Origin of the sequence: Hyphomonas jannaschiana VP2 (genome assembly GCF_000685215.1) — a bacterium.
GTDB lineage: Bacteria > Pseudomonadota > Alphaproteobacteria > Caulobacterales > Hyphomonadaceae > Hyphomonas > Hyphomonas jannaschiana.
The window spans coordinates 1-17,660 of sequence record NZ_ARYJ01000019.1; the positions used below are offsets into that span (position 1 = coordinate 1).

Annotated in this window: 17 protein-coding genes; 8 read left to right on the forward strand and 9 right to left on the reverse strand. The window is 65.3% G+C overall.

Translation table 11 applies throughout. The features are described 5' to 3' along the window. Positions 1-121: 121 nt before the first annotated feature. On the forward strand, positions 122-613 hold the full coding sequence (locus HJA_RS17015; protein WP_035584767.1) for a GNAT family N-acetyltransferase: 492 nt from the start codon (positions 122-124) through the stop codon (positions 611-613). On the opposite strand, the gene HJA_RS17020 is transcribed toward HJA_RS17015, so the two are convergent. Together HJA_RS17020 and HJA_RS17025 are read right to left on the reverse strand one after the other, a co-directional pair. Then, positions 610-1,002: an MAPEG family protein gene (locus HJA_RS17020; RefSeq protein ID WP_035584770.1), complete on the reverse strand. Its 393-nt coding sequence runs from the start codon at positions 1,000-1,002 to the stop codon at positions 610-612. The genes HJA_RS17015 and HJA_RS17020 overlap by 4 nt on opposite strands. 62 nt (positions 1,003-1,064) lie before the next feature. Beyond that, entirely contained in the window at positions 1,065-2,111 is a 1,047-nt protein-coding gene (locus HJA_RS17025) for a serine hydrolase domain-containing protein (protein ID WP_081814788.1), read from the reverse strand. A gap of 196 nt (positions 2,112-2,307) precedes the next feature. Here HJA_RS17025 and HJA_RS17030 point away from each other — a divergent pair, with 196 nt between their 5' ends. The 3 genes from HJA_RS17030 to HJA_RS17040 all read left to right on the forward strand — a co-directional run bounded on the left by HJA_RS17030 (position 2,308) and on the right by HJA_RS17040 (position 5,907). Further along, a complete protein-coding gene (locus HJA_RS17030) occupies positions 2,308-3,474 on the forward strand; it encodes an HlyD family secretion protein (protein WP_035584773.1) in 1,167 nt (388 codons plus the stop codon). Further along, entirely contained in the window at positions 3,471-5,159 is a 1,689-nt protein-coding gene (locus tag HJA_RS17035; RefSeq protein ID WP_241764394.1) for a DHA2 family efflux MFS transporter permease subunit, read from the forward strand. The genes HJA_RS17030 and HJA_RS17035 overlap by 4 nt, the downstream gene beginning before the upstream one ends. Positions 5,160-5,262: 103 nt before the next feature. Continuing rightward, a complete protein-coding gene (locus tag HJA_RS17040; RefSeq protein WP_035584776.1) occupies positions 5,263-5,907 on the forward strand; it encodes a hypothetical protein in 645 nt (214 codons plus the stop codon). A 71-nt stretch (positions 5,908-5,978) separates the two neighbouring features. Here HJA_RS17040 and HJA_RS17045 read toward each other — a convergent pair whose 3' ends face one another. From HJA_RS17045 to HJA_RS17070, 6 genes are read right to left on the reverse strand one after another with little or no spacing between them, the layout of a single operon-like run. Continuing rightward, positions 5,979-6,878, reverse strand: a complete 900-nt coding sequence (locus HJA_RS17045; protein WP_035584779.1) for a hypothetical protein — start codon at positions 6,876-6,878, stop codon at positions 5,979-5,981. Positions 6,879-6,902: 24 nt separating this feature from the next. Next, positions 6,903-8,942 (reverse strand): DUF7408 domain-containing protein, encoded by a 2,040-nt coding sequence (locus tag HJA_RS17050; protein ID WP_035584782.1) that lies wholly within the window; start codon positions 8,940-8,942, stop codon positions 6,903-6,905. Continuing rightward, on the reverse strand, positions 8,939-11,818 hold the full coding sequence (locus HJA_RS17055; protein ID WP_081814789.1) for a DUF4159 domain-containing protein: 2,880 nt from the start codon (positions 11,816-11,818) through the stop codon (positions 8,939-8,941). Before HJA_RS17055 ends, HJA_RS17050 begins: the two co-directional genes overlap by 4 nt. After that, positions 11,815-12,681, reverse strand: coding sequence for a DUF58 domain-containing protein (locus HJA_RS17060; RefSeq protein WP_035584785.1), 867 nt, complete (start codon positions 12,679-12,681; stop codon positions 11,815-11,817). The genes HJA_RS17055 and HJA_RS17060 overlap by 4 nt, the downstream gene beginning before the upstream one ends. Further along, positions 12,678-13,091, reverse strand: coding sequence for a hypothetical protein (locus HJA_RS17065; protein ID WP_035584788.1), 414 nt, complete (start codon positions 13,089-13,091; stop codon positions 12,678-12,680). Before HJA_RS17065 ends, HJA_RS17060 begins: the two co-directional genes overlap by 4 nt. 9 nt (positions 13,092-13,100) lie before the next feature. After that, a complete protein-coding gene (locus tag HJA_RS17070) occupies positions 13,101-14,099 on the reverse strand; it encodes an AAA family ATPase (protein WP_035584791.1) in 999 nt (332 codons plus the stop codon). A 76-nt stretch (positions 14,100-14,175) separates the two neighbouring features. On the opposite strand from HJA_RS17070, the gene HJA_RS17075 reads away from it, so the two are divergent. From HJA_RS17075 to HJA_RS17090, 4 genes are all read left to right on the forward strand, one after another. Beyond that, positions 14,176-14,763 carry a DUF1285 domain-containing protein gene (locus tag HJA_RS17075; RefSeq protein WP_241764395.1) on the forward strand — a complete coding sequence of 196 codons (588 nt, stop codon included), beginning with the start codon at positions 14,176-14,178 and terminating at the stop codon, positions 14,761-14,763. A gap of 11 nt (positions 14,764-14,774) precedes the next feature. Beyond that, positions 14,775-15,395 (forward strand): CoA pyrophosphatase, encoded by a 621-nt coding sequence (locus HJA_RS17080; protein ID WP_051597836.1) that lies wholly within the window; start codon positions 14,775-14,777, stop codon positions 15,393-15,395. Between the two features lie 77 nt (positions 15,396-15,472). Next, positions 15,473-15,838, forward strand: a complete 366-nt coding sequence (locus HJA_RS17085; RefSeq protein WP_035584797.1) for a DUF6111 family protein — start codon at positions 15,473-15,475, stop codon at positions 15,836-15,838. Beyond that, on the forward strand, positions 15,825-17,051 hold the full coding sequence (locus HJA_RS17090) for a CCA tRNA nucleotidyltransferase (RefSeq protein ID WP_241764396.1): 1,227 nt from the start codon (positions 15,825-15,827) through the stop codon (positions 17,049-17,051). The genes HJA_RS17085 and HJA_RS17090 overlap by 14 nt, the downstream gene beginning before the upstream one ends. Here HJA_RS17090 and HJA_RS17095 read toward each other — a convergent pair. Next, positions 17,035-17,532 (reverse strand): TspO/MBR family protein, encoded by a 498-nt coding sequence (locus tag HJA_RS17095; RefSeq protein ID WP_162177088.1) that lies wholly within the window; start codon positions 17,530-17,532, stop codon positions 17,035-17,037. The genes HJA_RS17090 and HJA_RS17095 overlap by 17 nt on opposite strands. Between the last annotated feature and the right edge of the window lie 128 nt (positions 17,533-17,660).

The window sequence follows — 17,660 nt, forward strand, 5'->3', positions numbered from 1 at the left end:
GGCGGGCGAGCCGGTCGGCGTCAACACGACCAAGCCCTATGGCTGTTCGGTGAAATATTAGGCGCGGCAAGCGCAATTGCCCCATTGATCCACAGGGCGCACGGCCCTAAAGGCGCGCGTCATGCTTCAGATTGTGCCCGAAAACCCAGATCTGCACGCCGAGGCGATCGAAGACCTCTTCGACCGCACCTTCGGCCCCGGCCACTTTGCCAAGACGGCCGAGCGGCTGCGCGAATACTCGCATTCGCTGCCGGAGATCAATCGCGTCGCCGTGCTGGACGGGCAGGTGATCGCGGTCTGCCGTGTCTGGCCGCTGGTCGTCGGGACGAACCGGGACCGGGCCCTGTTCTACGGGCCGGTCGCTGTCGCCCCCTCGCACCGGGGCAGCCGCCTTGGCCTGACCGTGACGGGCGAAGCGCTGGAGGCCGGAAAGGCCGCCGGCTGGCCCGCAGCCATCCTGATCGGCGCGCCGCCTTATTTTGGCGAGATCGGATTTACCGTCACGCCGAAAAACCAGCTGCTGTTTCCCGGCCCGCAGGACCAGGCCCGCGTCATGGTGAAAGACCTTGCCGGCGATGCCAGCAAGCTCTCAGGACTGGTGACGGCGCCTTAAGTGACCGCGTACCAGATGCAGGCGCCGGTCGTGACCAGCATCACGAGCAGCGTGATCAGCGTGCCATACATACGGCCCGGGCTGCCGCCGGATGAGCCGCCAAGCCCGATGGCGTGCAGGATCCGTCCGGCCAGGAAGCTCGCGCCAAGGCCGTGGATCAGCAGGACCGGCGCCGACAATGCGCCCAGTCCGATCAGACCGAGCAGGACGACCGGCACATCCTCCACCGCATTGCCCTGAACCCGCAGGCTGCGCTGCATCGCTTCATTGCCGCCATCGCCGAAGCCGACCTTGTGCTTCGTACGTACCCGCCCGACATTTGCCTTCAGCATCAGCATGAACAGGCAGAAAAGACCGGCATAAAGCACGGCCGCTTGCATGGATGTCATGGATCAGTCCTCCCTTTATGGGGGAGAGCATATGCCGGTTTGCCTTCCCGGTGGAAGGGCTTTCAGAAACACTCCGCCACGTCGGCGAGCCAGGCCTGGACTTCGTCTTTGGCTTCCAGCGGGGATTTTCCGTGGCGGACGAGGATGAGGTCCTTCTCCGGTACGAGGACCGTGTACTGACCTTCATAGCCATTGCAAGAGAAGCTGCCGGGGCCTGCCATGCCCAGCCACCAGTGGGCGCCATAGCCGAGCGTTTCGGTCTCCGGCACCGCCGGGGTTGGTGTGCGGGCATAGTCAGCCCAGCCTTCCGGCAGGATGCGCCGGCCGTCCCAGACGCCACCGCGCAGGTAAAGCAGGCCGAAGCGGGCAAAGTCCCGCGCTGTGCAATAGCAGAAGGATGAGCCGATAAACGTGCCGGCGGCGTCGAACTTCGGAAGCGGGGAGCGCATGCCGATGGGGGAGAACAGTTCCCGGAACATGAAGTCGCGGAACGCGTCTGCATCGGCGCCGAGCGTGCGGGCGGCGCAGCGCGCGACAATGTTCGACGTGCCGCTTGAATAGCTCCAGAACGTATCCGGATCATGTTCCAGCGGCTGGTTCGCGGCATAGGCGGCAACATCCAGCTGCCCGCTGCCGAACAGCATCTCGATCACGTCGGAGACCGAGCCCGGCACATAATCTTCCACGAATTTCAGACCGCTGGACATCCGCAGCAGCATGTCCAGCGTGATCGCCTGCCGCGGGTCGTCCGTGGTCTGCCATTCCGGTACATCGGCCGGGGCGTGGATGTCCATCCTGCCGTCTCGCACGAGAATGCCGATCAGAGCCTGGGTAATCGATTTGGCTTCCGACCAGGACGGGAAGGTGGAGCCCGGCGTGTAGTCCCGCCAGTAGCGTTCCGATACGATCCTGCCGCCCTGTACGGCGAGGAAGGCATGGGTCTCGCCCATGTCTTCCGGCGCAGGGTCTGCGAAGGCGCGGTCCAGCAGGCTGTTCAGCCTTGCCGTGTCAGTGCCCGGCGCCGGGGTCCCTTCAGGCCAGGCCTGTGTCGGCCAGGCAACGCCCTCCGGCTGAGCGGGCAGCGGCGGCAAGGGGTGGTCGAACGGCATAAGGAGGCCTCCCGGACTGGTCTGATCTGGCGGCAGCTAATCAGACGCCAGGGGGGGAGTGCAAGAAGGGGGCTTGCCTGCCTTAGGGTTATGCCCTGATAAATGTGTAATGCGGAATACAGAGACGGTCACGAAACCGTCCGCAAGGGCCGCGAGGGAGCGAAACGGACAGGGCCGCAGGGCCCCGGCAAGAGGCATGGACGGAAACACACAGGTTACGCCGGAGGTCGAAACACTCCAGCCGACGCGCACACCGCTGAGGGCGCATTTGCGCAATCCACGTGTGCGCCTGGGTCTCGCGATCGGGCTGGGCCTGTTGGTTTTATTGGGACTTTTCCGTTTCATGGCGGACCGGGCGGCCTATGTGTCTACCTCCGATGCCCGTATCGCGGCGGACATGATCGCCGTCTCGACCGATATTTCCGGCAAGATCACCTCACAGCGTGTCTCGGTGGGCGATATGGTGAAGACGGGCGACGTCCTCTACACGATCGACGACCGGGAAGCCGCCTATACGCTGGCCGAGTTTGAGGCCGAGGCGAACCGGCTGCGGGCCGAAATTGCCCGGGAAGAAGCCCGGATCGGGCTGGCCTCCTCCAAGGCCGGCAGCGAAGTCGCCGCCCGGCGCGCGGGCACCCAATCGGCTTCTGCCTCGGTGGAAGCGGCCCGCTCGAACCTCGAAACCGCCCAGCGCGATTATGACCGCACGCAGGGCCTGTTCGACCGGGGCCTCGTGCCGCAAAGCGCGCTCGATCAGTCGCGCAACGCCCTCGACACGGCGCGCCAGGGCCTGCTGCGCGCCGAAGCCGACCGCGACAGTGCCCGGGCCGAACAGCGCACCGCGTCCATTCAGGGGGAGGAAGTCCGCCTGATCGAGCTGGACCTTGGCGTCCTGCGCGCGTCGCTGCAACAGGCCGAAGCCCGCGTGGATGCCCAGCGCGTCGTGCTGGAGCAGCACACGATCCGCGCGCCGATTGATGGCGTAATCGACGAACTGTTCTATGACACGGGCGAGCATTCGCTGCGGGGCTTCCGCGTGGCGCTGATGCATGATCCGGATGCTGTCTGGGTGTCGGCAAACATCAAGGAAACCGACATCCGCAAGATCGAGACGGGCGCCGATGTCCGCGTGAAAGCCGATAGCCATCCCGGCACGAAGATCACCGGTACAGTGACGAAGATCCACAATGCGACGCTGGGCGAGTCGGCGCTGATGCCGAACCCGAACGCCAATGGTGTCTTCACCAAGATCACACAGCGCATCACGGTGCGGATCGATCTCGACGATCCGGGCCTGCGCCTGCGGCCGGGCACCATGGTCACCGTCCGTATTCGCAAGCAGCCTTCCAAAACATCGGCATGAGCAGCACGGCGGCCGCTTCAGGAACCCTGCCGGCCGGTGACAATCAGGCCCACCAGACACAGACGCATGAAATTCCCGCCATGGCCGGGTCGGCTGTCCGGCGGCGCTTCGCCCAGTTCGGCCCGCAGTATCGCTGGATGCTGCTGGGGGCGATGCTGACCGGATCGCTCGCCACGATGCTGGCGGCGACCACGATCAATGTCGCCCTGCCGGCCATTATCGGCGCCTTCGGTCTCGGGCAGGACCAGGCACAATGGATGTCCACTGCCTTCCTTGCCTCGTCCACCATTGCGATGCTGGCCAATGCCTGGGCGATGCACACTTACGGGCCCCGGGCGACCTATGTGGCGGGCATGTGCCTGTTCATTGTTGGCTCGCTTCTGGGCGCCGTGTCGACCTCGCTCGAAATGCTGATCCTTTCCCGCGCCCTGCAGGGCATATCGGCCGGCCTGTTGCAGCCCATGTCGATGTTCCTGATCTTCCAGACCTTTCCGGACAATCAGCGCGGGACGGCGATGGGCATCTTTTCCATCGGCGTCGTTCTGGCGCCCGCCTTCGGTCCGGCGCTGGGCGGCATCGCGGTGGACCTTGCCAGCTGGCGGCTGGTCTTCGTTGCCACATTGCCGCTGGCCTTTGTGGCCCTCAGCGTCGCGCCATTTCTCATGCCTTCGGGGGAAGACCCGAATGTCCGGACCCGGCCGCCGCTGGACTGGCAGGGTCTCGGCCTACTGACCCTGGCGGTTGTCAGCCTGCTGTCGGCCTTTGCCGGGGCGAACCGGGATGGCTGGGATTCCGACATTACCTATCTGAAATTCGCCATCGGCCTGATCTGCGGGGTCAGCTTTGTCCTCTGGGAATTGCGCCATCCGTTCCCGGCGCTCAATCCGGCCATTTTTACCTATCGCCAGTTCTGGTCGGCCGGGCTGATCATTTCCGCCACCGGCATCGCCATTTATTCGTCTACCTACCTGATCCCGCTTTTTGTCCAGATGGTGCAGCATTATTCGCCCACGGCGGCGGGTGTAATGATGATCCCGGCGGGCCTGGCCATGGTTGTCGGCTTTCCCATTGCCGGCCGGCTGACAGACCGGATGGATGCCCGATACCTGCTGGGCTTCGGCATTCTCTGTTTCGCGGCGGCCGCCTATCTGCTGGCCGGGGTGACGGCCCTGACGCCTTACTGGGTGCTGGTCGGCTGGATCTTCCTGTCGCGCGTGGGCATCAGTTTCTGCATGCCGCCGGCAAACACGACCGCCGTGCGGGCCTCTCCGCCGCACCTCTTGGCGTCGGCCACGGGCGGGGTCTCTTTCCTGATGCAGGTCGGCGGGGCCTTCGGGGTGAACCTGCTGGCCATTCTCCTGCAGCGGCGCCTGATCTTTCATGGCGAGCACCTGTCGGCCGCCATGAATGAGAGCAATCCCGAAATGCTCTACCAGCATGCGCTCTTTGCTCAGGAACTGGAACGTTCCGGCATGGCGACACTGCCGGCATTCCAGAATGCGTTTGGCGTGATCGCGCGGCAGGTGTCGGCGGAGGCTCAGGTTCTGGCTTTCCGGGACTGTTTCCATGTTGTGGCGATCTGGTTCGTGCTAGTTTTCTGCGCGCTGTTCCTGATGCCGAAGCCGAAGCTGCAGGGCCCGGCGCCGCCGGTGGCCCGCATGGCGGTCAATCCGGAAGCGGCATAGGCCGGCGCCTCTCCAACAGGGCAGGGGGCGTCTTCATTGGGCCTCGGCAGGGAAAGCTGCGACGCTATCCAACCGGATCGCGTCTGCGTTCATCCTCTGACGCATGGATGACCAGACCGATCTTCTCGAACAAGGCTTCACGGACCTGCGCAACGATCTGTACGATACGCTGGGCGAGGCAAATCTGCACTTGCGGCCGGAAACCATCACCCGCACGCTGCACGCGCGGGTGCTGGCAAAGCTGAAAGTGATCGAGACACTCCTCCGCAGGCTGATCCTGTTGCTGGCAATGACGCTGGAGCTTGCGCCGGTCCGGCCACGTGCCGCGCAGCCAGCTGCGCCCCTGCCGGACGGGGTGGAGGATGTCACCGCCAGTTTCCGCGCGCACCTGCCGCCGCAATACCGGATGGTGCTGATGCCGTCGCCCTCCCGGACGCCAGCCAATATCAATGGCGTGAAAACGATCCGCCAGAGCGGCCCTGTGCTTGCCATGCCACTGCTGCGCCGGGCGGCGGGCCTGCTCAAGGTCATGAAACAACCCGACGCCGCTGCACGCCGCATGGCCCGACTGATCGAGCGGATGAAAACGCGTGGCGAAGCCCGACCCTATTGCCTGCCGCTGGCAGGGCGCCACCGGCTCCGTCCGGAACTCGCCCTGCTTGCCGGGGCGATCCGGCTCCAGGTCAATTCAGCGCTGGCAGACTGGCCCGTTCCGGTCCGGCCGCTTTCCGGTCCCGATACAAGCTGACCCTCCGGGGAAAACCACAAGCCTGCCGCAGTGCGCTCGCGCACTTGCGGGCAGACGTGCTGGTCGAAAGATCATTCGTCGCGAAGGGCCTGCATGTCCGCTAGCAACCGGTTCGTGCCCGCCAGAGCAGACGCCGGGCCCCCGCGCGCTTCAACCAGTTCCCTGGATCTGGTGAGCCAGGTGATCGCACGGCCAGCGGCTTCACGAACACCCTCTCCATCGTCGATATGTTCATACCAGTCGGCCGCCTGGGTCCATAGAAAGCCCAGCTGGAAACTCACGCCTTCTTCAGCGTCCGGACAGGCTGTAGCCAGCCATTCCATCCGCTCGACAGCACCCATCGGATTCGGACTGGCACGGTTCTCCATGAAGTATGGGGCGATGGTTTCGAAACCGGGAGCGTATCCGGCAGCCTCCGCTTCAGCCCATCCGGGTGTTCTGTAGGGGCAGGTGGCGTCCTGTGTCCGGCCCTTGCCCGAGATGAATGGGTGGAACTGGGCGCGGGCTTCCAGCTCCACAACCTGCGGCACGATGATCTCTGTCAGCAACTGTTTTCCGCTGGCGGATGTGTCGACCACCGCCTCGCTGCCATCCTCCCAGGTCAGGCCGGATTTGAAGACAGGCCCGCCAAAGTCTGCGGTGCCGAGCTTCTCGTACCTGAACAGCGCTGCCGTCGCATCGCTGAGAGCCTGCAAGCGGCTTGGCGGGTCCTGGATCCGGCCGGCGACCTGCGCGAAAGTATGTGCCGCAAAGAACTGGACGAACGGGTCTTTCGAGCAAAGCTGGGTCAGCTGGACCGCGTTGGAATAGGCGACATTCAGCTGGCCTGGATCGGCGGTCTGCCCCGCCGCGCCAGCGATCTGGTACATCTTCGTCGCCGCGCCTTCCGGGCAAGCGGCATCCTGTGCCGCTGCCAACATTCCGAAGCCGCCTGCGAACAGGGCCAGGATCAGTGTCTTGATCAGTTTCATTCTGCGTCCCCTCAGACTGAGAAACTATCGTCCTTCCCGGCGCCAGGCCAGCAGAAGGAAGATCACGAGAAGTGCCGCCGCCAGGACCCCCGGCAGCAGGGCCTGGCTGGAGGAGGAGCGCACAGCATAGGCACCGCGCTCGCGCAGGCCCAGCCAGTTGCCGCCTGCGGACGACCCGCGTGCTCCGGAGCGGCGGATGTCCGGCAGGCCGGAGCCATCAGCGTTCAGGCGGAACACGCCGCCGCCCGTAGCGCGGGCCAGCGGCTGCAGCACTTTGATGGTGGACTGAAGGTCGGCATATTCCTTCGGATTGGCCGGCCCGTTCAGGGCGACCGTTTCCAGTCCGCCCGCCCGGGCGCGGTAAAGGCCGAGCTGGCCGATCGGGGCCTCGGCGGTGAACTGGCCGGGGCCGGTTTCCGTCCAGGCCGGTTCGATCGTGTCGCCCTCCGGCGTTTCGATCTGTAGCGGCGGGGCCGTGTCCATCAGGCTGCGCAGCTCCACCCGGGCGGTGTCGCCCTCGGCGGTGAGCTTCAGGCGGCGCTCTTCCAGTTCCGGCTCCTTCATCAGCCAGTGGACGACCCGGCGGATCAGCTCGGAGAACGGGCCGCCGCCGTCATAGCCGCGGGCCCAGAGCCAGATCTGGTCGGACATCAGCATGCCGACCCGGCCCTGATCGACCCGGTCCAGAACGAGGAGCGGACGGCCATCCGGGGCAGCCAGAACCGTGTCGCCGGTTTCTGCTGTTGACTCGATATAGCGCATCCAGCCGCCCCATTTGCGGCCGTCCAGCGGTGCGGTGACCGCGTGGCGCTTGCCGGCTTCCGTCAGGGCCGGAACGAATTCGCCGGTCCGCACCACGCCGGTCGGCGAGGCTGGCAGGACAGAGGCAAGCGGAGAGCGGGCGAGGCTGGCCGGTCCGGCGAAATCCTCGCCGGCTGCAATCAGCAGCGCGCCGCCATCGGTCACATAGCGCGCCATATTGGCGAGATAAGTCTGCGTGATGACGCCCCGGCGCTCATACTGGTCGAAGATGATGAGGTCGAACTCTTTCAGTTTGGCCTCGAACAATTCCTCGGTCGGGAAGGCAATCAGCGCCAGCTCGTCTTCGGAGGCGCTATCGGTCTTGTAGGGCGGACGCAGGATGGTGAAGTGAACGAGATCGACCGATGGATCGGATTTCAGAAGGTCCCGCCAGGTCCGGCCCGCCTGGTTCGGCTTGCCGGTCACCAACAGGACGCGCAGCCGGTCCCGCACGCCGGCGAGGCTCGCGGCAGTGCGGTTGTTCGCCATTGTCAGTTCCTGCCGGCCGGGTGGGGCTTCGACGACGACAATGTTTTCCCCCCGCCGTTCGATCTCGATCGGCAGCGGGGTCGGCTCTCCGGCCACAACCCGGACGCGCCGTGGAATGCCGCCATTGACGGACACATCGAGATCGATTTCCCCGCCATCGGGGTCATCGGCCCGGACGATCAGGTCGGCCGTCTCGCCGACAATGCCAAAGCTTGGCGCCTCGACCAGTTCGACGCGCCGGTCGCCCCGGTCTGGGTCGCCGACGATCAGGCCATGAACCGGCCCGATCACGCCTTCGGCGTCCGGGTCTTTGGGTACATCGTGCAGCTGTCCGTCCGTGATCAGAATGGTGCCGGCGATCCGGTCGCGCGGCACATCGGCCATCAGGCCTTCCAGTGCGCTGTAGAGATGTGTGCCATCATCGTTCGGATCGCTTTCCAGCACGCGGACCTCAAGGCTCGGATCCTCGGCGAGCTTTGCCTGAACATTCTCATAAGCCTTGCGTGCCGCGGCTTCCCGGTCGCCGATCTCCATACTCTCCGACCGGTCCAGCACCACGGCGGCGACCGAGGGAAGGGGTTCGCGCTCTTCATGCACGAGGCTCGGATTCGAGAGTGCGGCGGTGAGCAGCGTCAGGCCCAGACCGCGCGTCAGCCAGGCGCGTCCTCGCAGGAAGATGTAAGCGAGCCAGGCCAGCGCGGTGATCGCCACGAGGCCCCACAGAAGAGGCCAGCCAGGAAAGGGATCAAACCCGATACGAACGGCTTCGATCATTGCGGCACCCCGTTCGGCAGGAATTGCGGCTCATCTCTCGCGGGATTGTTCCGGGGTGGGCTGGGGCCGAAGCCGCCGGGGCTTGCATCCCCGTCGCCCAGTCGCTCCAGAAGGGCGGGCAGGTGAACCTGATCGTCCTTGTAGCTGCCGGTCAGGATATACATGACGAGGTTGACGCCGAAGCGCCGCGCCATTTCCCGCTGGTCTTCGCCGCCGTCGACGGAATAGAGGTCGCGGCCCCGCTCATCGACGGCCCAGGCGGAGATCCAGTCGGCATCACCGATGAAAAGCCCGGACACGCCATCCCCTCGCGGTGCCGAAGCGGAACCGGCCTGTTCGATCCACAACTGACGACCGGCATACCGGCCGGGAAAATCTGCCAGAAGATAGAAGGACCGGGTCAGGACATGATTGGACGGCACTGGCTGGAGCGGCGGGGCATCGAGCCCTTCAAGCAGAGTCTCCAGCCGCGTGATCTCGGTGGAGCCGGGCGTGTCGCCATCGCGGGTGTCGATCACCAGCGCGCCGCCGGAGCGAAGATATGCGTTGAGGCGCGCGATGGCCCGTTCCGACAACGGCGCCGCGCCTTGCGGTACGGCGAAATAGATCAGGGGGTAGAGTTCCAGCGGACTGGTTTCGAGGTCCAGCTCGTCCGGCATTTCCGGTTCGACGGAGGTGCGGTTGTAGAGCGTGGTCGACAGGCCGAAGAGGCCGGCGCGGGCGCGCTCGTTCAGGGCAAAGTCAGGGGTCTTCACATAGCCGAACCGCATGCGAAGGGCCGCGTCGACATCCGATTGCGGGGCATCGCCGCGTGGCAGGGGAATGATCTGCGGGCCGGTGGGCACGCGGCGGTAGGATCCGTCCGGCATCAGACGATACTGGTATTCCTGCGCGCTGGCGTGCGGAGACGGAGCAACCAACATACCGGCGAGTAACAAGACTGCGGCCATGCCGGACCTGCGGCCAGGCCGGGGCAGGTGACCGGCAACCAGGAGGGCGACGAACAGGTCCAGCGCGAGCAGGACCGCCGCCAGGCTCAGCAGCGGACCGGCCAGGCGCATCGCCCGGGCTTCGGCGTCGCCAAGCAGGCGCGCGGCGGGCGGCCAGGCAGCAATCCGTTCGAGCTTCGCATTGCGGGCGGCATTCAGGGCGCGGGTCCCGGCAGGGCCCTGGTAAAGCCCGGGCGGGTGGGCTTCGGACGGCGCAATCCCGGCAAAGTCCGCAGCCTTCAGCGGTGCAGCGGCCGGGCCGGGCGATTGAAGCCGTCCGTATCCGTCCAGAACCAGTTTTGGCGTATAGGCGCCTTCCTCGTCATTGACCGACTCGCCCCGGCCGGCGGCGATGCAGCGGCGCAGCATCTGCGGGAAGAGGTCGGAATAGGCGAGGTTTGCCCAGTCCGGCCCGGCGGTGATGTGGAAGAGGATGATCGTTCCGTTACCACGCGCATCGGCGGTGACAAGCGGCGAGCCATCGGCCAGCCGGGCCCAGGTATGGCTGGAAAGCTCCGGCCCCGGACGGGCAAGGACCTGTTGTGTGATCCGGACATCCGGCGGCACGGTCAGGCCGTCGAAGGGAGAGGACTCGGAAAAGGGGGCGAGGGCTTGCGGCTCGTCCCAGGCGAGGGCGCCGCCAAGGGCACGGGAGGCCCGGCGGAGCGGGACGGGCAAGAGGTCGTCACCCTGCGCGGCCAGGCGCGGCCCGGCAAAGCGGATCAGCGCGCCGCCATTCTCAACCCAGTCGGCGAGGCGTTTTTCGTCCTCCGGCAGGATCTGCCCGACATCGGCGAGGATGATCGCATCGGGCGACTCGGCGACCAGCGTCTCCACGCTGCCTTCGGTGATCGAAGCGAAAGGTTCCAGCGCCTTGCGGACATAGTGCATATCGGAGAGGAGCGGCTGGGCTGCGGCGCCGGCATCGACGAGGCCGACGCGCCGGGAACGGTCGGAGGAGTCCCACAGCCAGACCGTCCCGGCGCCCTGGCGGCCGGTAACGGTAAAGCGGGCGATCCGGGCGAGGGCCGCAGCCGGAATGGTGAAGCTGGCGGTGGCGTCGGTTTCCCCGTCGCTGAAAGTCGCTTCAGCTGTTGCGAGCGCGGAGCCATCCAGCGTGAGGGCCGAGACGAAGGCGCGTTCCTCGCCACTCGTCTCCACGCGGCGAAGCGTGACGGCGACCGAGTCGGTTTCGGAGGTGAGGCCGGTGATTGCTGCCGGCGTGTGCGGCGGGGCCGCGAAGACAGTTAGCGGCGCGCGGGCGGACAGGTCTGCCGCGAAGGCCCGGCCGCCGGCGTTTTCCAGTCCGTCGCTGGCCCAGAAGATGCGGGCTGGTTTCAGCCCGGCCGCGTCCAGGCGGGCGAGGGCGTCTTCCCGGCTGGTTCCCCAGGGCTGCGGCCTGAGGGACGAGATGCGCTTGGCGGCATCGGTTGTGGTGAGCCGTTCGGACGGATCATTGTTCAGCTGCTGCGGCGCGGTCAGTAACAGGTGAACCGGCATGTCGCGGCTACCGGTGTCGAGCGTCGCGGTCGCGGCATTGACCAGTTCGCTCCAGCGCGGGGCCGACGGCCAGCCATTGTCCATCACGATCAGGAGCGGGCCGGATCCTTCCACGGAGTCTGTCCTGGCGCCGGGCGCGTAGACCGGCTGGGAGAGGCCGAGGATCGCGGCAGTGACCGCCAGTGTGCGGATCAGCCAGACCCACCAGGGCGTGCGGGCCGGCGTCTCTTCCTTCGGCTCCATATCGTCGAGGATGCGCAGGGAGGGAAGCTCTATGTCTTTCGGGGCAGGCGGGGTGGCGCGCAGGATCCACCAGATCACCGGCAGGGCGATCAGGGCGGCAAGTGCCCAGGGCGCGCCGAACAGGAAGGGACCGAGCGCCGTCACAGTTTCGCTCCGAAGCTTTCAAGCTGGGCCTTCAGGCGCGCGGCGCTCTGCAGAAGTGGCTGGCCCGAAACATGGGAGACAAAGCGCCAGCCCATCCGGTTTGTCAGCTCGCTGAGCGCATCGCGCTGGGCGGCGAAGCGGCGGTGATAGTCCTCGCGGATGGTTTCGGCCCGGCCGAAGATTCGGGAAAGGGCAGAGCCCGGCCGGTGCAGTTTTACGCGGCCTTCGAAGGGGAAGTCGACTTCCACAGGCGACGAGACGGCCAGCAGGATACCTTCCGGGCATTTTCCGGCCAGTGGCGCCAGCCGGGCCTGCCATTCCGGGATCGGATCATAAAAGTCCGAGGCAACAATCAGCGTGGCGGAGCTGCGCGGCGGCGCCGGGAAATTTCCGCCTGTGCCACGTCCCAGTTCTTCCGAGAGCCGGTCGACTGCGCGCTTGCCGAAACTTGCGCCGCGCCCGCCGCCAAGGGCGCCGACCCGCTCGCCATCCTTGGACAGCATGATCGCGAGCGAGAGCATGAGAACGGTCGCTTCCTCCGCCTTGGTGCGCAGTTCCCCCTCGGCTTTCCAGCGGAAGCCCGGATTGTCGTCGCACCAGAAAAGGACCGTGCGGGCGGTTTCCAGTTCCGTCTCGCGGACGAAGAGTTCATTGCCCTTGGCAGAGCGGCGCCAGTCGACCCGCTCGGCGGCGTCTTCCTGGGCATAGCGGCGGTACTGCCAGAAATGCTCGCCCGTGCCAGGGCGGCGGCGTCCGGCCGAGCCGATATGCGCCGCTTCGCTGGCCTCGGCCTTGAAGTTCAGGCCGGGCAGCTGGCGGGCAAGGGCTTCGGCTTCGGCACGAAGATCGGCAGCGGGGGTCATTTTAGAAGGGTCGCTGCGCAGGTGCGGGCACCATCAAGTTCCTGCTCCCATGTCTGGATCGCCTCATCTTTGAACCGTTCGATATGAGCCTGATCCGGTACAACTGTGATATTCTGGCTGGGGCTTAAGAGGCTCTCAATTTCGTAGAGTGGGTTCGGAGGTAATCCATATTCCTTGTCCAGTTCAGACGCGAGACTGGCTAATTCGCGTTTTGCAGCTTTGGATTTGTTGGTGCTGATGGCATCGCCAGCCATTTGAACCTTGAAGATTGCTTGATTTATTGTGTTGCGGCACGCCATATAATTATTATCCAACGGCCCCGGATCTGCAGCTGGTTCGCATCCGGCTGCTGTACAGCACGCAAACGCAGCGATGATCCAGTCCATGCGAGAATGGGCGTTGGAAAGCATTTGAATGTACTACGCCACTTTCCGTGCGAGGTCGTTGATCAGGTCTGCGAGGCTTGGCGCTTCGCCGGTCGGGTCATAGCGCATGGCCATGCGGTGGCCGAGGCAGGGCTCTGCCAGCGCTTCGACATCTTCGAGGCTCGGCGCGAACCGGCCGCGCAGCAGGGCGCGGGAGCGGGCCGCCAGCATCAACGCCTGTCCGGCACGCGGGGAAGGGCCCCAGTCGACGAGGCGTTTCACATGCGGGTCTGAGGTCTGTTCCGGCCGCGCTTCACGGACGAGGGAGAGGATGGCCGAGACGATCCTCTCGCCGACCGGCATTTTTCGCACCAGCGCCTGAAGTGCCATCAGCCGCTCGGCATCGAGAGCCGGGCGCACGGTCTGATCGGCGCCGCCGGTCGTTTCGATCAGGATGCGGCGCTCAGTGTCGAGGTCCGGATAGTTGACGTCCACTTTTAGAAGGAAGCGGTCCAGCTGGGCTTCGGGCAGCGGATAGGTGCCTTCCTGCTCGATCGGGTTCTGGGTGGCGAGGACATGGAAAGGTGCGGGCAGGTCATGCCGGACGCCGGCCACAGTCACGTGACGTTCCTGCATGGCCTGCAGAAGGGCAGACTGGGTGCGCGGGGAGGCACGGTTGATCTCGTCCGCCATCAGGAGCTGAGTGAAGATCGGGCCGCGCAGGAAGCGGAAACTCCGCTGGCCGCTGGCGCTCTCGTCGAGAACCTCTGAGCCGAGGATATCCGACGGCATCAGGTCCGGCGTGAACTGGATCCGCTGGTTGGTCAGGCCAAGCGCGGTGCCCATGGCTTCCACGAGACGCGTCTTGGCAAGGCCCGGCGCGCCGATCAGCAGGGCGTGCCCGCCCGCCAGCACGGCGGCCAGCGACAGCTCGACAACCTGCTCCTGGCCGAACACGGCCTTGGCGATTTCGGCTTTCACCTGCTGCAGGGTTTCGGCGGCGGCCTCGGCATCGGCGACAATCGCCTCGGCAGTCACATCAGTATCAGCCATATTCTAAAAGCGTCTCCGGGTTTGCGTCATGTGCAATCAGACCTATTTGTAAGGCCTCTTCAAGGCGGAGGAAGGTGTGACATCCAGTTCAACGACCACAATCAGCCTTGAAGAAACGCTGAAAGACATCCTGCCTGAGGGCAAGCTGGATGGAAAGCTGCCGCCTGTGCATCTCTGGCAGCCCGAGCACAGTGCCGACATCGGCATGGAAATCCACGCCGACGGCAGCTGGTGGCACGAGGGATCGCGCATTAACCGGGACCGGCTGGTGAAGCTGTTTTCCCGCATCCTGCGCAAGGATGAAGACGGTCAGACCTGGCTGGTCACGCCCTACGAAAAAGTGATCGTGAAGGTCGAGGATGCCCCATTCCTGGGCGTCCGGGTGGACCGTGTCGGCGAGCCGGGCAGGGATCAGACGCTCGCTTTCCTGACAAATCTGGATGACATCACGCTGGCCGGGCCGGAGGCGCCGATCCGCGTCGAGACCGATCCGGAAACAGGCGAGCCGGCGCCATATGTGCTGGTGCGCGGGCGGCTGGAAGCGAAGCTGACCCGGCCGGTCTTCTATGAGCTGGTCGAACTGGCCGAGCCCTCGCCGGATGACCCGGATGTGCTTGGCGTCTGGAGCCAGGGCGTGTTCTTCCCCATCGGGCCGGCGGCGTGAAGGCGAACATCATGTCCTGGTCCGGTCTCGAAGACTTCATTGCGCGCGTCGAATCGCGGCTCGATCCGCCGGTTGGTAATGGCCGGCTGGGGGAGACAGGCGACATGGATTTCCTGTCACCGGAAGAAGTCGCGATCATCCGGCCGGCTGCCGTGCTGGTCGGTGTGATTCCGCGGGTCTCAGGCCCGACGGCGCTACTCACCGTGCGGCCGACGACCATGGCCGATCATGCCGGGCAGGTGGCCTTTCCGGGTGGCAAGATAGACCCGATCGACCTCGACGAGGTGGCAGCGGCCCTTCGTGAATCGGAAGAAGAGGTCGGCGTCGTCCCGGATGACGTGCAGATCCTCGGCAAGGGCGCGCCTTATGTGACCGGGACGCGCTATCGTATCACCCCAGTCGTGGGCCTCCTGCCGGCGGACTTCGAGCCCGTGCCGGACCCGACCGAGGTGGCTGACGTGTTCGAAACCCCGCTCGATTTCCTGATGGACGCCCGCAATCACCGGATGGGGGAGGCGATCTATCGGGGCAAACCGCGCCGGTATTATGAGATGCCGCACAATGGCTACCGCATCTGGGGCGTAACCGCGGGAATCATCCAGCGGCTCTATGAAACGCTCTACGAAGCGTAAGGCATTGTCTGTTTAGGGTTTCGCTGGTTTCGGCATCTGCCTATCCTGACGAATACCAAAAGCGAGGAACCGGAACATTGGCCGGACGGATACTCTTCGAACTCTTTTTCTTCTCGATCCCGTTCGTCGTGTTCGGGCTCTACCTTCTGGCCACGACGACGGCAGAGCATGAAGGCCGGCGGAAGTGGCCAATCAACATGCTGTTCCTGATCGGGCTGGGGCTGGCAGTGGCGGGCTTCTTCGCGATGACCTTCCTGGAAAAGCGCGAACCGGAAATGTGCCAGAAGCCGACCCGCTATGTGGATGGCAAACTGGTGCCGGGAGAGTTTTATCCCTGCGCCCATGACCTGAAAGACGCGGGTCGGGCCGGCAGCGCCGATCCGGGCGGCTCGGTCGAACTGCCCACCGACGGGACGGATGTCACGGAAAATGGCCCGGACTGACGAGGTGCCTCAGCAGATCACGGCCGACTGGCTGGACGCTTCGGGAACCCGGGCGGTGATGGCGGCGCTTGAGGCAGCACGGCCGGGCGGCGCGCGATTTGTCGGCGGCTGCGTCCGCAACACACTGCGGGGCATTCCGGCCGACGATATCGACATCGCGACGCAGATCCTGCCGGAAGACGTGATGACGGCGATGAAAGCGGCCGGCATCCGCGCCCTGCCGACCGGGATCGAGCATGGCACAGTCACCGCGATCGTCGGCGGCAAACCGTTCGAGATCACCAGTTTGCGACGGGATGTGGAGACCGATGGCCGCCGCGCCGTGGTTGCGTTTACCGAAGACTGGGCGGAAGACGCCCAGCGCCGGGATTTCCGCCTGAACGCCATTTATGCCGGGTCGGACGGGACGCTGCATGAAGTGGTTCCGGGCAGTATCGCCGATGCGCTGGCCGGGCGGGTCATCTTTATCGGCGATGGCGATCAGCGCCTGAAGGAGGACTATCTCCGCATTCTTCGCTTCTTCCGGTTCAATGCCTGGTATGGCGCCGAAGTTGATGCCGAAGGCCTCGCCGCCTGTACCCGGCAGAAGGACGGGCTGGCAAAGATTGCCCGCGAGCGGATCTGGAAAGAACTGAAACGCCTGCTGGAGGCGCCGGACCCGTCGGATGCCATGCTGGCCATGGAGGAAAGCGGCGTGCTGGCGGCGATCCTGCCGGAGGCTTCGGCGGGCGACTTGCCGGCGCTGGTCTCGGCCGAGCAGGGGGAGGGACTCGGGCCGGATCCGCTGCAAAGGCTGATGGCTCTTCTGCCCCGCCGCCTGAGGGAGGTGCGTGAGGTCAGCCGGGTCCTGCGCCTGTCGAATGCGGAGCGAGACCGGCTGGCGGCCTGGGCGGACCCGGCGCTTCCCCATGTCGGGACGTTCAGCGCTGCAGATCTCGCCGAAGCATTCTATCGTCATGGCATCGAGGCGATCTGCGACCGGGCACTGATCGAGGCGGCAAATGGGGCAGGGGAGAGCCTGAAGCTGGTTCTGGCCTCCGCTGCGCGATGGTCCCGGCCGGTATTTCCGCTCGGCGGTGCGGATGCCCTGGCGGCGGGCCTGTCCGGGCCGGAAGTCGGCAAGGCGCTGGCCGAGGCGGAGGAAGCCTGGATCGCTTCGGGGTTCACACTGCCGCGCGAGGCATTGCTGGCCCGGCTCAGCCGGCTGGATTAGCCGACCAGATATATAGGTTCAGATAGCCCGCAAAGCTGACCCAGAGCAGGTAGGGCAGCTGGAGCCAGGCCGCGGCTTTCGAAATCCGCGCGAATTCGCCCATCATGGCGAGGATCAGCAGCCAGAGGGCCATCAGAACGCCAAGCGACAGTTCCACCTGTTTGAGGCCGAAGAAAAACAGGCTCCAGCCGACATTCACCATCAGCATTGCGAAATAGATGCCCAGCGGGCGGCTGGCGGCGTGAAGATCCTTCGCCCGCCACAGCACGAGCAGGGCGCTCAGCGTCATCAGGGAAAAGAGGCCCGGCCAGACGACACCGAACACCCAGTCGGGCGGTGTCAGGGCGGATTTCTGAAGACCGGAATACCAGAGCGCCTTGCCGGATCGGGTGACAATTCCGCCCATAGCGCCGGCCATAGCCGTCGCCAGCACCAGCACCAGGCTGGCACCCCAGGGAGGGGCCCGGCTGTCGTCCACCATCAGACTTCCCATTATATTGGGAAATCAGGAAAACGTCTCCGGTGTACCCCAAGCGCGGGAATTCCATCCCGCTATGGTGGAGAAACTGATTGTGGAACAGGCGCTGCTGCCGGAATTACAGGCCAGCG